General features: G+C 53.8%; 19 protein-coding genes. 10 read left to right on the plus strand and 9 right to left on the minus strand.

Annotated elements, in window-relative coordinates:
• The first annotated feature begins 31 nt into the window (after positions 1-31).
• From J0L72_05820 to J0L72_05850, 7 genes are all read left to right on the plus strand, one after another.
• Positions 32-922, plus strand: coding sequence for a universal stress protein (locus J0L72_05820; protein MBN8690293.1), 891 nt, complete (start codon positions 32-34; stop codon positions 920-922).
• An 18-nt stretch (positions 923-940) separates the two neighbouring features.
• The gene (locus J0L72_05825) at positions 941-2200 is read left to right on the plus strand and encodes a dihydrofolate reductase family protein (protein ID MBN8690294.1); all 1260 of its coding nucleotides are present in this window, start codon (positions 941-943) and stop codon (positions 2198-2200) included.
• Positions 2201-2214: 14 nt separating this feature from the next.
• Positions 2215-3354 carry an ABC transporter permease gene (locus tag J0L72_05830; GenBank protein MBN8690295.1) on the plus strand — a complete coding sequence of 380 codons (1140 nt, stop codon included), beginning with the start codon at positions 2215-2217 and terminating at the stop codon, positions 3352-3354.
• Entirely contained in the window at positions 3351-3998 is a 648-nt protein-coding gene (locus J0L72_05835) for an ATP-binding cassette domain-containing protein (GenBank protein ID MBN8690296.1), read from the plus strand. Before J0L72_05830 ends, J0L72_05835 begins: the two co-directional genes overlap by 4 nt.
• A 672-nt stretch (positions 3999-4670) precedes the next feature.
• Entirely contained in the window at positions 4671-5030 is a 360-nt protein-coding gene (speD, locus tag J0L72_05840; protein ID MBN8690297.1) for an adenosylmethionine decarboxylase, read from the plus strand.
• 87 nt (positions 5031-5117) lie between these two features.
• Positions 5118-6041 carry a fused MFS/spermidine synthase gene (locus J0L72_05845; protein MBN8690298.1) on the plus strand — a complete coding sequence of 308 codons (924 nt, stop codon included), beginning with the start codon at positions 5118-5120 and terminating at the stop codon, positions 6039-6041.
• Between the two features lie 51 nt (positions 6042-6092).
• On the plus strand, positions 6093-6401 hold the full coding sequence (locus J0L72_05850; GenBank protein ID MBN8690299.1) for a hypothetical protein: 309 nt from the start codon (positions 6093-6095) through the stop codon (positions 6399-6401).
• Positions 6402-6476: 75 nt separating this feature from the next.
• Here J0L72_05850 and J0L72_05855 read toward each other — a convergent pair whose 3' ends face one another.
• The 3 genes from J0L72_05855 to J0L72_05865 form a co-directional block, all read right to left on the minus strand.
• Positions 6477-7541 carry a SurA N-terminal domain-containing protein gene (locus J0L72_05855; protein ID MBN8690300.1) on the minus strand — a complete coding sequence of 355 codons (1065 nt, stop codon included), beginning with the start codon at positions 7539-7541 and terminating at the stop codon, positions 6477-6479.
• 136 nt (positions 7542-7677) lie between these two features.
• Positions 7678-8460, minus strand: a complete 783-nt coding sequence (locus J0L72_05860; GenBank protein ID MBN8690301.1) for a FliA/WhiG family RNA polymerase sigma factor — start codon at positions 8458-8460, stop codon at positions 7678-7680.
• Positions 8461-8477: 17 nt separating this feature from the next.
• Positions 8478-8726, minus strand: coding sequence for a hypothetical protein (locus J0L72_05865; protein MBN8690302.1), 249 nt, complete (start codon positions 8724-8726; stop codon positions 8478-8480).
• A gap of 177 nt (positions 8727-8903) precedes the next feature.
• On the opposite strand from J0L72_05865, the gene J0L72_05870 reads away from it, so the two are divergent.
• Genes J0L72_05870 through J0L72_05880 form a run of 3 tightly spaced genes read left to right on the plus strand, consistent with a single transcriptional unit; the run spans position 8904 to position 12938 of the window.
• Positions 8904-11246 (plus strand): MFS transporter, encoded by a 2343-nt coding sequence (locus J0L72_05870; GenBank protein ID MBN8690303.1) that lies wholly within the window; start codon positions 8904-8906, stop codon positions 11244-11246.
• Complete coding sequence (locus tag J0L72_05875) at positions 11243-11722, plus strand: response regulator (protein ID MBN8690304.1); 480 nt, start codon at positions 11243-11245, stop codon at positions 11720-11722. The genes J0L72_05870 and J0L72_05875 overlap by 4 nt, the downstream gene beginning before the upstream one ends.
• Complete coding sequence (locus tag J0L72_05880) at positions 11715-12938, plus strand: pyridoxal phosphate-dependent aminotransferase (GenBank protein MBN8690305.1); 1224 nt, start codon at positions 11715-11717, stop codon at positions 12936-12938. Before J0L72_05875 ends, J0L72_05880 begins: the two co-directional genes overlap by 8 nt.
• A gap of 55 nt (positions 12939-12993) precedes the next feature.
• Here the strand turns inward: J0L72_05880 and J0L72_05885 are convergent, their stop codons facing one another.
• The 6 genes from J0L72_05885 to J0L72_05910 form a co-directional block, all read right to left on the minus strand.
• Positions 12994-13848: a hypothetical protein gene (locus tag J0L72_05885; protein MBN8690306.1), complete on the minus strand. Its 855-nt coding sequence runs from the start codon at positions 13846-13848 to the stop codon at positions 12994-12996.
• Positions 13849-13911: 63 nt separating this feature from the next.
• Positions 13912-15327 (minus strand): HAMP domain-containing protein, encoded by a 1416-nt coding sequence (locus J0L72_05890; protein ID MBN8690307.1) that lies wholly within the window; start codon positions 15325-15327, stop codon positions 13912-13914.
• The gene (locus tag J0L72_05895; GenBank protein ID MBN8690308.1) at positions 15324-16004 is read right to left on the minus strand and encodes a response regulator transcription factor; all 681 of its coding nucleotides are present in this window, start codon (positions 16002-16004) and stop codon (positions 15324-15326) included. Before J0L72_05895 ends, J0L72_05890 begins: the two co-directional genes overlap by 4 nt.
• 18 nt (positions 16005-16022) lie before the next feature.
• The gene (locus tag J0L72_05900) at positions 16023-17396 is read right to left on the minus strand and encodes a deoxyribodipyrimidine photo-lyase (GenBank protein ID MBN8690309.1); all 1374 of its coding nucleotides are present in this window, start codon (positions 17394-17396) and stop codon (positions 16023-16025) included.
• Positions 17396-17740 carry a holo-ACP synthase gene (locus tag J0L72_05905; GenBank protein MBN8690310.1) on the minus strand — a complete coding sequence of 115 codons (345 nt, stop codon included), beginning with the start codon at positions 17738-17740 and terminating at the stop codon, positions 17396-17398. Before J0L72_05905 ends, J0L72_05900 begins: the two co-directional genes overlap by 1 nt.
• Positions 17737-19677 carry a (Fe-S)-binding protein gene (locus tag J0L72_05910; GenBank protein ID MBN8690311.1) on the minus strand — a complete coding sequence of 647 codons (1941 nt, stop codon included), beginning with the start codon at positions 19675-19677 and terminating at the stop codon, positions 17737-17739. The genes J0L72_05905 and J0L72_05910 overlap by 4 nt, the downstream gene beginning before the upstream one ends.
• Positions 19678-19696: the final 19 nt, after the last annotated feature.

The raw sequence follows: 19696 nt of genomic DNA on the forward strand, positions 1-19696 counted from the left end.
ACGACCCTCCCCGTCGAACTTAGTAATTGGTATGAAAGCTGTTTTAGGCGTGGATTTAGCGGGGAACTACCAGTTCGCATTAGACCTCCTAAAGAGGCTTCAAATCCCTGGGTTAGAAGTCGTCGCATTCCATGCGGTGCCTTCCGTTTTGCCCGACGGCGGATTTCCAAGCGTTGGCCCCGCGCATCCGGTTGGCAACATGATCGCCGAACTTCAACAGAACGGTCAGCAGAAACTCGTTGAAGTCAAAGAAGACCTTGATTCAGCAGGAATTCCTTGTGAGGCAGTGCTCGAGTTCGGGGATGCTTGCGCCCAAATTCATGCCTATTGCGATGCACATCCAGTGGAATTAGTGGCGGTTGGAAGCGAGCGCAAATCGGCCTGGGAATCATTCCTTTTTGGAAGCGTCGCCAAGGGTCTGACGATCTCGATGGAAACCAGCCTTTTGGTAGCCGAGCAACCGAAATCCCAGCATGAAGGGCTGAGATTACTCGTTGCCACCGACCATTCTGCGTACGGGGACGAATGCCTCAAGATGATCGCTGGACTCCAGGCAAAAGGAATTGCAAAAATCGATGTCGTTCACGTGATCAATCCGCTTGAAGCTGCGGTTTCTATGGATTTCGGCGGTTATGTTCCAGAGATCGCATCGGCTGCATTGCAGATGCGTGAACGATCTGTTGCGATGAACGAGGAACTCGCGGAATCACTTTCGGCTCTCGGAGCCGAAGTTGCCACCCACATCTGGCAGGCAGAAAATGGGGTCAAAAACGCCATCGTGGAATGCGCAAAGTCTCTCGAATCCGACTTGGTGGTGGTAGGAGCCCAGGGTCACGGCTTTGTTGAGCGCAAATTGATGGGCTCAACATCGTATGACCTTGTCGTTGACACGGATCTGTCCGTGCTGATCCTCCGAAAATAGGTTCACAATGTTGACTGCATGTCAACGATGATCAAAGTGGCACACGACTTTAGCTGCGGATGGTGCTGGATTGGGATCAACCAAGTTCGAAAGCTCGAGCAAGAGTTCGACGTGGAATTCGATTTTGTGGGGTACGAGCTCTTTCCAGAATCGATGGAATGGCCCGAATCTCATCCGAAATCGGTAAATCCAAACCGCCCGGAGACACCCAGTCGCTTTGATTTGGCAATGGCTGCAGCAGAACTGCCACCGGTTGCGCCGAACCGCCCATCGCAAATGCGTACTTTCTTAACACATCAAGCCGTAGAGTTCGCGCGGCAATCCAACGGATCGCATCGCAAGCTCATTGAACGGCTCTATGACGCGACTTGGCAGCACGCTATCGACATCAATTCGGTACAAGCTCTTCGCCTATTTGCGACCGGGCTTGGGCTCGATCTTGAAGAAATGGAGCGAGCCATTGTCGAGCGCCGATATCGCGATCAAGTCATCGAATATGACGATCCTGCCTATGCGTCTGGCGTGTACAACTTGCCTACGTTCTTCATCGGTGAGGCAAAGTTTGCCGAGCAACCGATTGGCGTATTGCGTGAAGCGCTTCAGAAAGTCGCTCGAAGAAGGGAGAATTTCGAACTCGCGGAACCTCTCACATCCACCCAGCAAGACCGTCCTGCGGTCATCAATTGCATGATCTCCACCCTGGACGGCAAGATCGTTTTGGGCGAACGGACTGATCCGGTGGCAAATCTCGGAAGTGGCTTTGATCACCGGCGAATGCGGTTCCTAGAATCGAAATGTGATGCGGTGATGATCGGGGCCGGGACGCTGCGAGCTACACCAGGGGTTTGGTTTGATGCCAGCCTTTACCGCATTGTCGTCACTGAATCGGGGGACATCAACACCAGCCAAAGATTCTTTACGGACAACCTCAAGAAGGTGATTGTGATTTCGCCGCTGGTGCCCGAAGACCTACCACACGGCGCCCATCACGTCAAGTTGACATCTTGGAATGAAGCTCTCAAGGAGCTCAAGGACCGGTTTGGAATTCAACGAGTCTTGCTAGAAGGCGGGAGCAAACTCAACGCCGCGCTCTACCATGAAGACCTGGTCGATGAGCTATTTCTTACCGTAGCACCTAAGATCAAACTCGGTGAAAATGTGCCGACCATTGCTGATGGAATTCCATTTGGAATCAATGAGGTGACGCAGTGGAGACTCAAATCCACTTTGGTCCAGGAAGATGAGGTTTTCCTCAACTATATTCGCCACCGCTCGTAGAAGCTAAAGGAATCATGCGTCCACTCGGCGTAGGCACTTTTTTAAAGCGAAATTCAGGCAAGACGGTGCCACTGGTGGCGGTGATCGTGCTGGCCGTGATGCTGATCTGCGCGATTGTTTCGCTCATCAACAGCATTCCGTTTAGCGTCAAAACGATCTACAAGTATTCCAGCTACATGATGGGAGTGACGCCACGCGGGGACGCTGGCATGACTCCTCAACTCCGATCCATCTTTGCCAAAGAAGCCCCGGTACCGATTGGACGGATCGCAACCTGTCGAGCAAGCGATACCGAAGTTCGCAGTATCGTCGGCAAGTGGCAATTTGCGGTGATTGCGCTATCGAACGACGATATGAAGTTCACCCTGGACCGGATGGGTGTAACTAAGATTGAGGGTCGACTTCCCAAAGAAGGTGCCGCCGAAGCTGTCATAAGTGAACCGGTTTCTCGAAACTTGAAGCTCAAGGTCGGGGACGTGCTACTCGAGCCAGATAATCCAGATGCCTTCTCACCGCAAAAGGTCAAAGTGGTGGGGATCGCCCAAACCAAAGAGTGGGTGATGTTGGCCGATCTAGACTACTACCGAGTCAACCATTTCCCGCCGATTGATTTGCTGCTTGTCTTTGCGAAGGATCTGAAGGATCAGCCCAAGCTCGACGCGTGGGCGGTAGAGCGATTCAAAGGCGAGCGAGCCAGAGTGCTCGCATTCCAAGAGGTCGAAAAGAGCGCCAATGAAATGTTTAAGACGCTGTATCTGATTCTGGATGTGGTGATCGGGACACTTGTCGTTGTGATCACCATCATGATGGGGATGCTGATCAACATCTATCTCAGCCAGCGGACGCAAGAATTCGCTCTATTGCAGGCTCTCGGCTATTCCCGGTCGGCGCTCATCCGTCGAGTGGCAATGGAGACACTGGCGGTCGTGGTTGGAGGCTGGATGCTTGGAGTACTAGCAGCCATTGGATTGCTCAAGTTGGTGGACATCACCTTGATGTATCCGAACGCCTACGCGCTCGAATCGCTAGATCAGTCTGCGCTGAAATACACTTTCCCGGTTCCGCTAGCCATCCTCGCGGTGGCACTCGCCACGCTCTATTTCAGATTCAAGAAATTCGATCCGGTCGGAGTGGTGGAAAGGAGGCTAGTATGATCCGAATCGAAGAAGCGAGCTTGCGCTACATGGACCACGGCAAAGAACTTTTTGCCGTCCATCAACTGAGCCTTGAGCTCAAAGAAGGCGAGTTCTTAGGAATTTTGGGGCCAAGCGGGAGCGGCAAGAGTTCGCTGCTCTACCTGTTGTCCGGGCTCAAAATTCCAACATCAGGCAAGGTCCATTACGGCGGGGTCGATTTTCAAGCGCTGCCCGAAGCCGAACGTGCTCGAATCCGAATTCAGGATTTCGGGTTTGTGTTCCAATATCCATACTTGCTCGGCTATTTATCCGCGCTGGAGAACGTGGTACTGGCCCGGCCAGACCGGGATCGAACGGACGAGGCGCGCCAGTTGCTCACCGATCTTGGACTGGGCAAGAAGATGCACCGAATGCCCCACGAACTCAGCGGCGGCGAGCGACAACGGCTTTGTGTGGCTCGCGCACTTCTGGGTCAGCCCAAGGTGATCTTTGCAGACGAGCCAACCGCAAACCTCGATCATAAAAATGGCATTCAGGTTGTGCAGCTCTTGAATGATCACCGAAAATCCGGCGCGCTAGTGATGGTCACCCACGACCCCTCGATGTTGGAGTCGGCTTCGCGCATCGTCCGGCTTGAAGACGGCGAAATCCATTCGAATTAACGATAGGACTCTCAGCAGTTTGGCGCAACAATTGCGGAGTCAAAAGGGTCTATCAACTCGTCTTTGTTGGATTTACTAGGAAATTGCTTTCCAAGTTGACAATAAGACAGGTGGAAGGTACACTTCCGCTCCGCGTCTGAGGGGGGTCTTCGAACTTTTCTTGAAGAGAGTAAGCAAACCCAGGGGCGCTAATCATCGGGAGTTTATGAGCTAGCAAAGAATGACAAAACACGGACTGGTTTCTGGCGCGGGTTATGCCGCGGGGCTGGTTAATCTTACAGCGATCGCCAAGGAGATTATTTCGTGGGATGTCAAGCAACGCTCATCAACGTTCACCCGGTTTGGTCGTCAGGTCCGGTTTCTATCTTTGCTTCCAGCATCGACCCGGCACAACTTTCCTGTTTCAGGAAACCCGCCTTGGCAACTATGATCCTCCTCACACTAGCTAGCGCGTCTTTGTGCGCCGTACTCGCCCCTGCTGCCTCTTCGGCACGCATTTCGTTGTTCCAGCGACTCTTCGGTCGCCGAGCTACCCGAGAATCGGTGGCTTTTGCTCCTCCACGAATCACATCGGACGAAGGTTGGACCTTCATCCAGTGCGAGGATGCCAAGTCATTCTTGGATTGGATCGGCCGAGATCAGGAAGGGCTGCCTTTCCGAGATGGAGAGCCGATGTCACTCGGATCTCACGTTTTGATCGAAATGTATGATTGCGATCAAGACAGCCTGAAACTCGAAGACACTGTCGGTGATGCCATGCGCGACGCCGCCGTGAATTCGAAGGCAACTGTTGTCGCAGAATCGTTCCACGAGTTCAAGCCGTGGGGTGTTTCGGGTGCGGTCATCATCCAAGAATCGCACTACACGATCCACACCTGGCCCGAGCATGGGTACGCCGCTGTAGACCTGTTCTACTGTGGTGGCACCGTCCACGTGCACAACGCGGTTGACACCTTGATGGACCGGTTCAAACCAGGCCGAATCAAGTTCCTTGTCGTCCGCCGAGGACGCGAGAACGAAGTCGCCGGCTAAATCGATTCTCACCACTTTGGGCTCCAAGGACGGACTGTTCTTGGGGCTCTCTTCATGACCCCAAGACTCTAAAATCAACTTAAATCAATGCATAGCGACGCCACTGGAATGTTCATTACCGAAACACACACCGATGCTGCCATCTGGATGTTTCGAGTTAGCAAGATGCTCCTTGAAGGAAGCACCCAATTTCAAACCTACCAAATCTGCGAAGTCCCGCGGTTCGGTAAGAGCCTATTCCTGGACTACAACATCCAAACCAGCTTGATGGATGAGCATGTGTTCCACGAATGCATGACTCAACCAGCTATGACCCTGCATCCAAACCCGAAGAAGGTTGTGGTTTGCGGTGGTGGCGAAGGCGCGACGCTCCGAGAAGCCCTCAAGCACAACACTGTCGAAGAAGCGGTCATGGTCGATATCGACGAAGAGCTGGTGGATATGGTCAAGGTACACATGCCGGAATGGCACCAAGGCGCCTTTGAAGATAAGCGAACCACCTTGCTGCACACTGATGCACGAGCATGGCTCGCCGATCACAAGGGCGCAAACTACGATGTCGTCCTCAGCGACTTGCCAAACCCTCACGAAGAAGGACCTGGCCAGATGCTCTTCACCAAGGAGTATTTCCAGATCGCGGCCGATGCAATGAGCGATGACGGCGTGTTCGCGATGCAAGCAGGTACTGCAAACCAGAACTATCCAGAATGCATGCTGAGCTGCATCAAGACGCTTGAAAGCATGGATTGCTTCGAGTACGTTGCGGGATACTACGGTATCGTCACTACTTTCTTCCAGCCTTGGGGATTTGTGCTCGCCAGCAAGAAGTACGATCCAAAGGCTCTGAGCCCAGAAGAAATCGCAAAGCGGTTTGCAGCGCGAGGCGTGAAGACCCGGTATTACACACCCGACTTCCACTCTGCAGTGTTCAACCTTCCCCCGTACTTAATGGAGCAATGGGACAAGGCCAGAATTCTTACTGATGCCGACCCGTTTGTTTGGACGGCATAACGCGTCTAGGGCTGGGGTCAGAGTTAGATCCCAGCCCAGGATAAATAAACAATGGTGTTTCGCAGAATCTACTGGGTGGTCGAAGACCTCAACTCAACTAACTCCAGCGTACGTGGAGTGTTTACCAGCGTCGCAGACTTGACCGATCGCTTGATCGCCGAACTGAAGACAAGCGATCATATTCGGCTATCGCTGATGCGCCTCGACAAAGACCACGGAACGCTTGGGAGTTGGAATTCTCCTGACTTCAAGAGCTTGATTGATGACCTCAATGAGTTTATTGCGACTGGCGAATTCACCTACGACGAGTGCCACGGATTGGCGCAATCTCTCAGCGAAAAATTTATGGTGCCTGCCTAACCGGCCACGTCGAAAGCAAAAGAATAGCCAGCCTCCTTTCGAAGGCTGGCTATTTTGTTCTGGGATCAGCTGAGCTTAGTTAGAGCCGGCCGGCTTCTCTTCGTTTGTCGGGCTACCCTCGCCAGTCATTGTGCCGGTACCTTTGTTCTTGTCTTCTTCGGCAGCCTTATCCAAGGACTCCATCGCAGCCTTCCAAGGCTTTTCGAGTTCCTTTTCGTAGATGCTGATCTTGGCGTTCTTCAACTTGTCGAGCAGTCGCTTGTCCAAGTCGTTTGCCGTTAGACCCTTTTGGACAGCAAGCTGTCGCTTGATCCATTGGCGATCCACATCTCGTGGCTCTTTCTTGATTTCTTGCTGTCGATCTTCGATGAAGAATCGTGCCCAACCATCGCTGAGCTTGACCCATTCGGTGGTCTTGCCTTCTGGAGTGTTGAGAAGCAAGTCTCGAATATCGGCGGAAGGAATCATGCCTGGCACGCGTTGTGGGAATCGGCCTTGGCTTTCCTTTGCTCCCGGAGCATCGCTGTATCGCGTTGCAACGGTGGAGAACGTGGTGCCTTGGTCAAGAGCGCGGTCGACGTCTCGCTTGGTTCGCTCTTCCTTCACAAACACCCAGAGGGCATCTACCGTGGTTGGAATCGTGAACATCTGCGGGTTGTTCTTGATCTGAGCGTCGACTTCAGCATCGGTGATTGTGATGCCCTTGGTCAACAGCATTTCGCGAGCAAGGTCAACCTTCAAGCTGCTTCGAATTTGGTCCAGGGTCAGTCCCTTTTCCATCAACTGGCTGATGAAGTTCTCATCGCGCTTGCGTTGGAATTCGACTTCCTTATTGATCTGATCCTTGGTTGGCTCAACCTTCATGTCCTTGGCGAGCTGCATAATCACGCGTTGGCGGATCATGTCCTGCAAGCCTTGGAAAGCTAGGGTCTCAGCCACAGGTGCGGCAACGACAGAACCATTGTCTGCAACGATCTGAACTTCAGGTTTGACCTTCAGATAGTCGTAGAACTCCTTCATGGTGATTGCTTCACCGTTGACATCGGCAAGCTTTTCTTCTTTTTGGCAGCCAGTTGCGCCAAAGAGTGCCACCGAAACCAGGCCTAACAAGCCAAGTTGATGCAAAATCGTTTTGTTCATAGATTCAAAAATCCCAGATTGACCCGTAAGAGTACCAGGTACAAGGCGTTCCCGGGCCTCTTCTCACAACGCAAAACATGCGCCAAAAGTGCCTGATCTGAAATAAGAATCGGTGAAAACCTAGGAAAAATGAAGGTTATGCGACGTTGACGCTGCTTTGTTCCTTCATGTGGCTGCGCAATCTTCCCATGGCCTGAGTGTGCAATTGATACACTCGGGACTCGGAAACACCGAGCAATTTACCAATTTCTCTAAAGGTCAAACCTTCGAAGTAATACAGCGCGACTACCATGCGCTCGCGTTCGGGCAGTTTATCAATACCGGCAGAAAGAATTCGCCGAATCTCGCGGCCTTCGACTTCGCCACTGGTGCTTGCTGTTTCGTCCACGATCATTTCGACAAACTGAACGTGGTCGTCGTGGTCACTGCTGTGTCCAACGATATCATCCAAAGAGTAAACATTGGTGCGGCCCATTCGAACCATCAGCTCGCTGACTTCCATCTCGGAAATTCCCAGAGCTTCGGCCATTTCACGCTCGCTTGGTGGGCGTCCCAATTTGCCTTCCAAAGCGAGGTGCGCTCGGTCCATCGCGCGCAGTTTTTCGCGGATTGATCGAGGAACCCAGTCTTCATCTCGAAGCATTTCGAGGATAGCTCCACGTATCAGGGCGATTGCATAGGTTTCAAATTTTACGTCTCGGGTCGGATCGAACTGATCCACGCTCTTGATGAGGCCAATGACGCCAGCACCGATCAAATCTTCGCGATCGACTCCACCCGGCAAGCTCGTCACCAAACGGCCCGAAGTGATCTTGACCAAATAGCTGAAATGGCTGATCAAGTCAATTCTGGCTTGTGGGTCTTTGTAAACCTTATAGTCCACCCACGCACGTTGCAAATTTTCTGGTGATAACGGCATCTAGCTTAATCCTCATGCTAAGACGTTGTAGCTTCGGTTGATGATTCCGGTACAGACTCGATTTGAGTTTGGACCTTCACCGGAACCGGATCAACGCTTGACCCTGTAAAGAATACATTCCATATCGTCACCGCAACCTTGCCCACCAGCCACGCGGCACCGCCGCGCAACAAGCATTGCACAGGATCAACTCCGGCAATCAAACTTGAACCCAGCGCGGCAATAGCCATGAGACCTGCCACCACTTTGCTCAATTCATTCGACATGAATCTGTTCCCTTCTCCAACATTTCGGTTTTCGGCCAAATCGTCTCCGAGCATTAGGGCAAATGCCACAAAATTTGCGAGGTTTTTGAACGTACGGCTTTAACACTTCAATTTAGGTTCAACGTTAACACCGCAGTCCCAGTGCCGCTGTTCCCAAGGTAGCTACAATAGGGGGAAGTGGTCCAGTCCGTCAGCCGGTTAGATAATCTCAAAACCCTGCGAGTCGCCAATATCGACTCAGCGCTGGCGGCTGCATTCATGTCGCTCCTTGGTGGAGCCTATCTGGTCAAGTTTGTTCAATATCTCGGCGGAGACATGAACAAAGGGCGGCTCGATATGATGATCGCGCTGTTCACAGCAATTCCCAGCTTGGTCGGCCTTTTGCAGATACCGGGCGCGATTTGGGGAAGGCGCTACCCTTACTACAAGGGATTCATCGGTCCTGGCGGTGCGATCTGGCGATTTCTGTACATTCCCATCGCCATCTTGCCGAGTCTCCACCTTCCGAACGTCGTCGCGATTACGTTAGTGATTCTCTGCGTGGGAGTCGCGAGCGCTAGTGTTCAGATCGTCTCGCCAATCTACAACGACTGGATGGCTGAGATGGTCCCCGCCAATTCGAGGGGATGGTTTTTCAGCCGGCGGAATGCGATGCAAGCTTGGGTTGGTGCCCTGGCCGCTTTCGGCGGCGGGTTCCTTTTCGACGAGTTGGGCAAAGCCACCAGCCCGCAAGTCACGTATACGGTCATCTTCACTCTTGGCATCGTTTTCGGACTCGTCAGCTTGGTCTACTTCTATCGCATGAAGAACATCCCGCGACCGGATGTGATGCAAGTCGGGTTCGTCGAAAGTATCCGAAACATGCAAGTTCCGTTCAAAAACCGAGATTTTCGAAAGACCTTGGTTTTCTTTTCGGTGTTCTTGATCGCCTCCAGTTTCGCGGGAAATCTTTGGAGTGCCTACGCCTTCGAGACCCTCAAAATGGGAATGACCGCATTCCAAGTGAGCGCGATTTGCCACGCGGCAGGAAACATCTCAGCCATTCGAATGTGGGGATTCTTGAGCGATAAATACGGCAACAAGCCGGTCATGGTGTTGCTCATCGCGGGCATTTCCCTCACACCATTTCCATGGATGATCTGCCAGCCCAACCAGGATGTATTTAATGCCGTCGTTCTGGGGATTACACATATCATTGCGGGGATGTGTTGGGGTGGAATCAGCGTTTGCCAGTTCAACCTCCTGCTCGCCACTTCTCCTGAAGAAGGACGTGCGAATTATCTTGGGGCGGGCATGGCAATGCAGTCCTTGATGGGCGCGGTAGGACCGCTTCTCGGAGCCGAAGTGATGTCGCAACTGCGCCACCAAGTACCAGCGGCAACCGCGTTCCATGCCATTTTTGCGATTACAGCAGTGCTGCGTGTATGTTCGATTCTCGTGCTGTTGCGAGTGCATGAATCCGGTTCGGTTTCGGTCAAAGGCACGTTCACCGAACTCGCCAAAATGTCGCCGCGTGGTTACATGGCGCTCCGCCAAATGAAAGGCTCGTCCGATGCCACTGTTCGTGGCGCTGCGATCGATTCCGCCGCAGACGTCCAGTTTGATATCGCCCGGGACGAAGTGATCCGCGCCTTGCACGACCCGTCGCCGAGGTTGCGCCGAAAAGCTGCCCGCGCTCTCAGCAGCTTACGGGGAGGGGAAGCGTCTGGAGCACTGATCGAGATGCTTCGCGAGCACCCTGACCTTGCGGAAGAAGAGATGCTCGAGACGTTGGGGCAACTCGAAAATCCGGACGCGGAACCTGTGCTGATCGAGTATTTGGGTTCACCGAGGCCACTTTTGCGCCGAGCCGCAGCCAGGGCCCTCGGCAACCTCGGAGGGCCGCAAGCCGGTGAAGCCCTCAAGGGAGCAGCCCAATCGAACCTCGATCCTGACCTGCGCCGCGCGGCGCTTCAAGGGTTGCGCGAGCTGGAGTTCATGGGAGCAGAATCCGAGATCGCTGAAGCCTGCTTGGACCCGCATCCGAGTGTCAGAATCGCTGCCGCCGAAGCCATCGAAGCCCTAACGATTCGCTCTGCAACTCCGAAGCTTCGGGCATCGCTCTCGCGATTTTCGGATGAAGCGTGCAGCGAGATCGCTTATGCGCTTGGGGCAGTCGGCGACGAGACTGATCTTGTTTTGATCCTGCAAGAGGCTCGGCGTTCGACTTCGGATATCACGCGGTGGCGGTGCTTGCTCGGCGTGGCCAAGTGTCTCGGATGCGAGACTATCGCCTACCGATTGATGCTTCAAGAGGGAATGGCCAGAGATAGTCTCGCGGCTCGGCTCCTGCGCGAATCTCATGCACCAAACGAGGTCTTTCGTTCCTTTGACCTGTTCACTCGAGATGAGGAATTCCAGGCATTGCGCGCGCTGGCCAAGTTCGACGCGGGACTTGAGCCACTGGTTCAAAACCCGGTTGAGGATTTGTACCTGGTCGCACTCGCAAAAGTAATTTCGAATCTCAATACCCGAGTGTGATTCGGTATTCTTCACGTTCGATGTACCGTGTTTTGGTAATTGATGACGAGGACGACGTCAGGTCGGCCGTCAAGAGGAGGCTAGCGCGTGAAGGGTTCGATATCGACCTCGCCGACAGTTCTGAATCCGGGATTGCCAAAATCCAAAAGTCCGATCCCCCGTTCGATGTGATCATTACGGACATGAGCATGGAAGATCCTAACTCAGGAATCCGTGTACTGAGCGCTGCTTTTGCTCGTGATCTCTTTGCTGAAGTGATTGTGATGACGGCGTACGGCAATGTGGCTAATGCCGTGGAATGTATGCGCCGAGGGGCGTTCGACTACATCGAAAAGAACAGTCCGAACACCGACGTTTTTGAGCTGCTGGTACAAAAAATCGACGCAGCCATGGACCGACGCAGACAAGATGTTCGCGCGATAGAGCGGTGGGAAAGCGTTGCGCGCGCGCAGGAGAAACGAACAGACCATGCCTAAGATTTCGAATCGAGCAATCAGCACTCCCGAATCACCTATTCGAAAGCTCACCCCATTCGCCGATGCCGCTAAAGCAAGAGGAACGAAGGTTTATCACCTCAACATCGGCCAGCCAGACGTACCGGCACCAGCAGAATTTTGGCAGGCGATCAAGTCTATCTCTGACCCTATCGTCGCCTACACCCACTCAGCCGGAATCCCCACTCTCCGAAAAGCTGCCGTCGAGCACTACCGCAGCAAAGGGATCATGGTGGATGAGGACAATCTGTTCGTCACCACCGCTGGCTCGGAAGCGATTATCTTCGGATTCCTAGCCTGCCTCAACCCGGGTGATGAGGTGATCATTCCCGAGCCTCTTTATGCGAACTATATTGGCTTTGCGGCGATTGCTGGCGTGACGGTTGTGCCCATCACTACCAAGATCGAAGAGGACTTCCGACTCCCAAGCATCGAAGAGTTTGAAAAGCGAATCACCACGAAAACAAAGGCGATTCTCATCTGCAATCCAAACAATCCAACTGGAACGGTTTACGATCAATCGCAGCTTGAAGCGCTCAGGGACTTGGTTCTGGAACACGATTTGTTCCTATTCGCGGATGAGGTGTACCACGAATTCAATTACACCGGACAAAGCGTGCCATCGGTACTTAATCTGACCGGAATCGAGAACAACGCTATCGTCATCGACTCGGTTTCCAAGAAGTTCAGCCTCTGCGGCGCACGAGTTGGATTCTTCATCTGCCGAAACAAGGAAGTTTTCCATTCGGCGATCAAGTTTTCGCAAGCTAGACTCTCGCCGCCAGCCATCGAACAGATCGGTGTCGAAGCCGCGTTGCGCACCACCCCGCGATCCTATTTCGACGATATGAACGCGGAGTATCGCCACCGCCGAGACATCTTGGTCAAGAGACTCAAGAGTTTCAATGGCGTCACGGTTCCGCAAATCGAAGGAGCGTTCTACGCCATGGTCAGGTTGCCAATCGACGATTGCGACCGATTCTGCCAGTGGATGTTAGAGGAGTTTTCTCACGAGGGCAAAACCGTGATGATGGCGCCTGGCACGGGATTTTATGAAACGGATGGAGTCGGCAAGGACGAGGTTCGAATCGCCTATGTCCTAAAGGGTGAAGACTTGGAAGTCGCGCTAGATGTCCTCCAGCAAGGTCTCGCTGTATATCCTGGGCGGACTTGCGAACAGCTAACAGCAAAGGTCTAATAACACGGATGCCCCCCAAATTGGGGAGCATCCTTTTCTTTCGCAGACGAAGAAATTAGACTCCGGGTCGGCCGCCACCAGGGCCACCGCCGTTGCCACCTGGCCCTCCCTGACCAGGGCCGCCTGGGCCGCCCTGTGGAGGAGCTTCGTTCTGGAAGGTGAACGGTGCGCCGAGCATATTTCTCCATGTTTGTCGCTGATCGGCAGTGAGCATCGCCATGACGTCTGCATTGAACGCATCTTCAAGTTGCTTTGCCCGAGCTCGCATCTGATCTGGAGCCAGTCGCTGCTCCATCAGTGCTCGCATGGCTTGTTGGAGAGCCTGCATTCGCGTTCTGAAGCTGCTCTTTTGCTCATTCGTCAGGTTCAGCGCCTGTGCGACTTCTGGTCGACCAATCGCCTTTGCACCATCGAATTGAAGTGCAAGCTGGTGATATCGGTGATACTGAGCATCATTCAAGATATCTTGCAGCTCTTCTTCGATGTGCTGACCGCGAGGATCTGGTCCGTTCGGAGGTCCGCCAGGACCGCCTTGTCCAGGACCACCCTGCCCGCCAGGACCCCCAGGTCCCATGCCGCCGCCAGGTCCACCTTGTCCACCGCCTTGTCCCGGGCCACCTTGACCAGGTCCGCCCTGACCGCCTTGTGGAGGTCGGAGAAGTTCTCGAATCGCTGACTTTTGATCTGCGCTGAGGTGAAGTTCTTGACCGACATCATTTCGGAGCAAAAGCATCGGACCGCCTTGTGGGCCCATTGGACGGCCCATTCCAGGACCACCGGGTCCACCAGGGCCGTTCTGGCCTCCTTGGCCGCCTCCGCTGCCTGGGGTTGGCTGACCGTAGCTTGCCGCCCCGATCAGGGTCATCAACGCAATCGCTGTGAGGGTCATTGTCTTGTGAATGGTTTTCATTTCGTTTTCCTATCCCAGTTTCTGTCTCTGGTATTGCAATAGTAGGTTTTGGTTATTTGGAAATTATTTGGAAATTGCAAATAGTCTCGATTTAGGGAAAATTAGCTTCGCGGTCGTGCCTTTTTGCACTGCAGATGCGATTTCGAGCCTGCCTTGATAGGTGTTTGCCAGTGTTTGGGTGATCGCAATACCAAGCCCCAACGAACCCGTATCGCGGGATCTGGATTCATCTCCGCGGTAGAACCGCTCGCCAAGCCTGGCCAACTGATCCGCAGGAATGCCGCTCCCGGAATCGGCGACAACGATCGCAAATTCATCACCAACAACTTCGAGGTGGATGTTGACCGCACCGGATTCTGGCGTATGCCGCTTCGCGTTACTGATCAGATTCACCAGCATGCGATGTAGATGGTTCGGGCCTATTTCTACTTCATATCCGCCAAGTTCAGGTGAAACTTGCGGGGCCGGGCCGCTTTGGCTTTCCGCGTATTTCAAGGCGGCTTGAACCGCAGATGCGATTCCGATGCGTCCTGGTTCAGCATGGAGCTCGCCCGCGTCCGATCTCGCCAGCGTCACCAGCTCGTTGACCAGGTGGGTCATCACATTCGCGGCGTCCGATGCGACTTGCAACGATTCTTTCATCTCGGCGGGGTCATCCGATGGTTGTGAGGTTGCCAGCTTCAACCGAGTTAAAGGTGTTCGCAATTCATGGCTGGCATCAGCGACAAATCTCCGCTGTTGCTCGTTCGATCGTTTCAGCGCGCCAAATGCAGATTCCAGTCGTTCCAGCATTCCGTTAAAAGCAAACGCTAACTGACCCAGTTCGTCCTTGGACTTCACCTCCAATCGCGTGCTCAGATCATCTTCATCGAGTTCGGTCGCGGTCTGCGCGACCCGCTTGATCGGCCGAACTGCACCTTCTGCCAGAAAGTATGCGGCCAGTCCGCTCAGGATCAGCGCAATGGGAATCAATGACCAAAACACCGTGGTTTGCGCTGCTTCTAGTCTCTGCCGGTCGCTCAGTCCTCGCCCGATTTGAACGATCACCCTTCCTTCCCTGGAGGGAAAAGCCGCGGTCAGCAGAAGGTACTTCTCTTCATTGAATGTGACGGTATCGAAAATGGGTGCACCAGACTTTGCTTTCTCAAACTGAGCTGGAAACGGAGGTTTGTCGAAGCTATTCGGTCCGCCGACACGAGCCCCGGTTTCATCAAACACGCTAGGCCTCTGGATGTCGTTGAACCGCTGAGGCGGCCCACCACGTTGGTTCGGGCCTTCTTCACCGGGCGGCTGATTTGGATCGTCCAGGTTGAACCTTGGTGGAACTCGGCTGGCTTGCTGGGCAATATTCATCAGCTCCGTGCGCAGATTGCGATCTGCAACGGTCCTTGTGGTCGCCAAAAACACGTTCAATGTAATCGCCAAAACCGCAAGCATTACCAGCGAGTTGATCAGAACGAGGCGTATTTTGAAGCTCATGCGCTCTCCTCCGGAGTGACCAACCGGTAACCAAATCCGTGGACAGTTTGAATCAGGCTCTTTTCCCGCCCCTCATCAATCTTCTTCCGGAGCGCGGTGACATGAAAGTTGACCGTATTGCTCATGCTGGCGTCATCATTCCAAATTTGGTCGATGATCATTTCTCTTTCGAGCACGCGGCCCGCGTTCCGAGCGAGTGCCTCCAGCAGTGAGAATTCTCGAGGAGTCAGTCGAATTTCTTGCCCATTTCTGGTCACGGACTTGCCCTTTGGATCAATGTGTAGGTCGGCCACCACCAAGATCTCGGAGCGAGTTGATTTGTCGCGCCGAAGCAACGCGCGGATGCGGGCCAGAAGTTCGCTAAGCTCAAACGGTTTGGGCAGATAATCGTCCGCACCAGCATCGAGCCCCTGAACCTTGTCCTCGACGTCGTCTCGTGCGGTGAGCATCAATATCGGGCAATTCACTTTGCTTCGCCGCAACCGCTCGCAGACCTCAATCCCACCCATTTTGGGCAGCATCAGATCAAGCAAAATCAGATGCGGTGGGTTCAATTTGGCTTCTTCAAGCCCGGAAATACCATCGAACGCAACTTCAACTGAGTACCCCTCTTTTTCTAGGGCACGCTTCAATTGCATCGCGATCACGCGATCATCTTCGACGACGAGCAACTTCAATTCGCCTACATTCTACGCTCAATTCTTGAACAAGGCTTGAGCGAGAGCGGATTGAACTTTGTGATCGACAATCGGATCGGGATAACCATCGGGCGCACCGGGATGTGGCCAATGGATTGCTTCCGAGTCCAACTCGGATAGTTCCGGGCACCACTTCCGGATGAACTCTCCGGCCGGGTCAAACTTTTTGCTTTGCAAAATGGGGTTAAAAATTCGGAAGTACGGCTGCGCGTCGACGCCAGTACTCGCCGACCATTGCCAACCGCCATTATTCGAAGCCAAATCAAAATCCAGCAGATAACGGGAGAAGAACTCCTCCCCCTTGCGCCAATCCACCAGCAGGTCTTTCGTCAGGAACATGGCGGTGATCATGCGCAGGCGATTGTGCATCCAACCGGTTTGAACTAAGCAGCGCATCGCCGCATCCACTACTGGAAATCCCGTCTGCCCCGTGCACCAAGCCTCGAAATGCTCCTTCGAGCCGGGCCAAGTGATCGCATCACATTCTGGTTTGAAAGATCCTCCGACAACATGCGGAAACTCGCTGAGGATCATCTGATAAAACTCGCGCCAGATCAGCTCGTTCAGCCATTTCTCTTTAGGGTCCTGAGCACGAATCGCCTCTCGGACGCATTCTCGGATCGAGATCGTCCCGTGCCTGAGGTGGACGCTGAGCCCACTTGTTCCCTCAATTCCGAATAGATCACGAGTGTCGCCGTACGCCTCAATTCCTGGCGCAAACCGGGCTAACCGCTCTCTTGCCGCCGATTCACCCGCTTCAAGCCAAAGCTCGCTTCGTTCGAATCCGAGTTCCTCGATCCTCGGAAGCTGCGTGCCAGCAGGTAGCGAGTCGGCAGCCCAAAACTTACTTTGATCCACTTTGTGCTCGCGGATATCATCGTCGTTGAGTTTTGCCTTCCATGCTTTGCTGTAAGGCGTGAAAACCTTAAACGGTTCGCCAGAACCATTCAAGATTTCTCGGCGAGCGAAGACCACGTGGTCCTTGACAAACTTGGATTGAATTCCTTCTTCCCGCAGTGCCTGTCGCACCTTCGCATCCCGCTCAAGAGCATACGGCTCGACATCGCCGTTTACATATACAGATTCAACTTCCAGTTGCTCAGCAAGCCACGGAATCAGCTCGGCTGGGTTTCCGTCCAACACAATCAACCGAGAACCGAGCATTCTCAGCTTCTCGTCAACCTCTCGCAGACTGTCGTGAATGAAGGTCAGGCGTTTGTCGTCTTTGTCCTGGAGTTGATCCAAGATCAGGCGATCAAACACAAAAACGACCGCTACTTGATCAGATTCTTGAGTAGCGAGCGAAAGCGCGGCGTGATCGGTCAGCCGCAGGTCGCGGCGAATCCAGCATAGCGAGCGGCGCACGGGCATTACTGCGGTTCTACGATGATCACCGCGACCGCGACTGCAACAAACCGCTCATGGCTCAGGCTGAGGTGAATCTGAACATTCTTCATCGAATCCGGCTGATTGACCCACACCACTTCTGCCGAGTTGTTCTTTCGTCCCAAAAGACTGAGGTCCTGCCATCCAAAACCGCCTCCAGCCGCTTTGTAGAGTGCCTCTTTGCCGGCCCATCGACTGGCCACCCGCTCTGGAGTTAGCTCCATTTCTCGCTCTTGAGGGGTCAAAATCCGTTCGAGAAACTTTGGGTTAGCCATCGCTTCTCGAATGCGGTCCACATGGACGATATCGATGCCGATTCCTCGGATCACGCGTTCGCCTTTTGCAACATCTCGGCGAGGTCCACCAAATTGATTTCTTCGTCGGTCACGCTCTTGATTCCGGTGTCCAGCATGATGCGGCAGAAAGGACATCCGAGCGCGACGGTCTTTGCGCCGGTATCTAGAAGCTGCTGAGCGCGACGATTCGTGGGTCGCTCATCTGGAGCTTCTTCCATCCACATGCGACCACCGCCCGCACCACAACAAAGCGTCTTGTTCCGGTTATGGATCGGCTCCGCGAGTTGTCCCTTCCGGAAAAGGTTTCGGGGCGCATCGGATTCATCGTTCACTCGGCCCAAATAGCATGGGTCGTGGAATGCGACCTCACCGTCAGCAACTTCAATCCCTTTCAGTTTGCCTTGGTCTACAAGGTCAGCGAGGAACTGAGTGTGATGCTGAACTTCGAGTTCGGCGCCGAACTGCTGGTATTCGTTTTTGAGTGTATTGAAGCAGTGCGGGCATGGCGTGACGACCTTTTTGACCTTATACTTTTGGAACGTCGCGACATTCTTCTGAGCCATTTCTTGGAACAGGAACTCGTCGCCAACGCGCCGCGCTGAATCCCCCGTGCAAGACTCTTCTTTGCCTAGGCAGGCGTAGTTGACGCCGGCCTTGCCCATCAAATCGGCTACCGCTTTGGTGGTTTGCATGGCGCCGGGGTCGGTTGCACCAGCACAGCCCACCCAGAACAAAACGTCGAAATCTTCGGTTTCTCTGGCGACGGGGACGTTCATGCCTTCCATCCACGTTTCGCGCTCGCTCGCCGGTGCGCCCCAAGCGTTCGAGGTCGATCCGGTTTGCCGTAGCATCACCGCAGGCCCGCCGCTGAGTTGACCTTCAGCGACCAGATTCCGGCGAGAATCGACAATCAAATCAACGTGGCGGATGAGAACCGGGCAGGCTTCGACGCATGCATTACATGTCGTGCAAGCCCAAAGCGCTTCTTCCGAAACTGCTGCTGCAACGCCCTCGCCAGTCACAAGCGACCGGTGGATATCGGCGACCACCTTTTGCGGATTGAGCGGTTTACCGACGTTGTGTGCTGGACAGACTTCGGTACACCGCCCACAACCCATGCAAGCGTCCAAAGTGAGCAAGTGCCACCTCGAATATTCGGTTGCCTTTGCGACGCCAATTTGGCCGGTTTGCTCGACTTCTTCCATCGAAATCAGTTTGAGCTCACCCATCGGAATATCGGGCTTGCCCGCCGCACTCGCTACTGCGAGGACGATGTGCTTGAGCCTCATGTGTGGAAGCCCAGCCCAAAACGCAAAAAACAAGATGACGTGGCTCCACCAAATGGCGATGTAGATGCTTGGAGCAAGATTCGCTGGCATCAATTGGCTGATCGCATAGCCGATTGGAGCAGAACTGTTGTGCGGTTGTGGGTCTGCCGCCATTCGCGCCGCTTCAAGCAGGTATCCGCCGATTCCGAGCAAGAACAGCAAAACGAGTGCCCAAGAATCGCGCCATTCATGAGCCATTTGCTTGAGCCGGAATCCCCACCGGCGACCCATCGCCCAAGTCACTCCGATGACGAAAAGCAACCCGAGGATGTCAAAAATGAATTCAAAACCGAGGAAGTACGCGCCCTTATGCCAGTTCGGGAGACCAATCAGTGGAGCGTATGTTGCCAGCGCGAGAAGCGTGGTGGCGGCAAGTAGTGAGAGAAATCCGTAAAAAATGAGCAGGTGCATTGGTGCGCCAGATTTCGGGCGCGAAGACCGGACCTTCTTCTGGAGCAAAATGAACTTGACGATGTTCTGGATTGGGTTGGCCTTCCAATCCGGCTTTTTGCCCTGCATCCAATAGCGCGAGCGGCCCCAAATCCCGTAGATCAGGGCTGCGGTGGAAAGAACCGCAAGTGTGTAGAACACGGCTTTGTGCTCCCATCCCATGTAAAGGAACTCGTGTCGAGTGGCTTCCACGCCAAACACTATACCGGGT

The sequence above is a fragment of the Armatimonadota bacterium genome, assembly GCA_017303935.1.
Classification (GTDB): domain Bacteria; phylum Armatimonadota; class Fimbriimonadia; order Fimbriimonadales; family Fimbriimonadaceae; genus JAFLBD01.

Excerpts from the sequence above, each read along its gene's own strand:
- J0L72_05820 (MBN8690293.1), top strand. The coding sequence starts at position 32 with ATGAAAGCTGTTTTAGGCGTGGATTTAGCGGGGAACTACCAGTTCGCA.
- J0L72_05825 (MBN8690294.1), top strand. The coding sequence starts at position 941 with ATGTCAACGATGATCAAAGTGGCACACGACTTTAGCTGCGGATGGTGC.
- J0L72_05830 (MBN8690295.1), top strand. The coding sequence starts at position 2,215 with ATGCGTCCACTCGGCGTAGGCACTTTTTTAAAGCGAAATTCAGGCAAG.
- J0L72_05835 (MBN8690296.1), top strand. The coding sequence starts at position 3,351 with ATGATCCGAATCGAAGAAGCGAGCTTGCGCTACATGGACCACGGCAAA.
- speD (MBN8690297.1), top strand. The coding sequence starts at position 4,671 with ATGTCACTCGGATCTCACGTTTTGATCGAAATGTATGATTGCGATCAA.
- J0L72_05845 (MBN8690298.1), top strand. The coding sequence starts at position 5,118 with ATGCATAGCGACGCCACTGGAATGTTCATTACCGAAACACACACCGAT.
- J0L72_05850 (MBN8690299.1), top strand. The coding sequence starts at position 6,093 with ATGGTGTTTCGCAGAATCTACTGGGTGGTCGAAGACCTCAACTCAACT.
- J0L72_05855 (MBN8690300.1), bottom strand. The coding sequence starts at position 7,541 with ATGAACAAAACGATTTTGCATCAACTTGGCTTGTTAGGCCTGGTTTCG.
- J0L72_05860 (MBN8690301.1), bottom strand. The coding sequence starts at position 8,460 with ATGCCGTTATCACCAGAAAATTTGCAACGTGCGTGGGTGGACTATAAG.
- J0L72_05865 (MBN8690302.1), bottom strand. The coding sequence starts at position 8,726 with ATGTCGAATGAATTGAGCAAAGTGGTGGCAGGTCTCATGGCTATTGCC.
- J0L72_05880 (MBN8690305.1), top strand. The coding sequence starts at position 11,715 with ATGCCTAAGATTTCGAATCGAGCAATCAGCACTCCCGAATCACCTATT.
- J0L72_05885 (MBN8690306.1), bottom strand. The coding sequence starts at position 13,848 with ATGAAAACCATTCACAAGACAATGACCCTCACAGCGATTGCGTTGATG.
- J0L72_05890 (MBN8690307.1), bottom strand. The coding sequence starts at position 15,327 with ATGAGCTTCAAAATACGCCTCGTTCTGATCAACTCGCTGGTAATGCTT.
- J0L72_05900 (MBN8690309.1), bottom strand. The coding sequence starts at position 17,396 with ATGCCCGTGCGCCGCTCGCTATGCTGGATTCGCCGCGACCTGCGGCTG.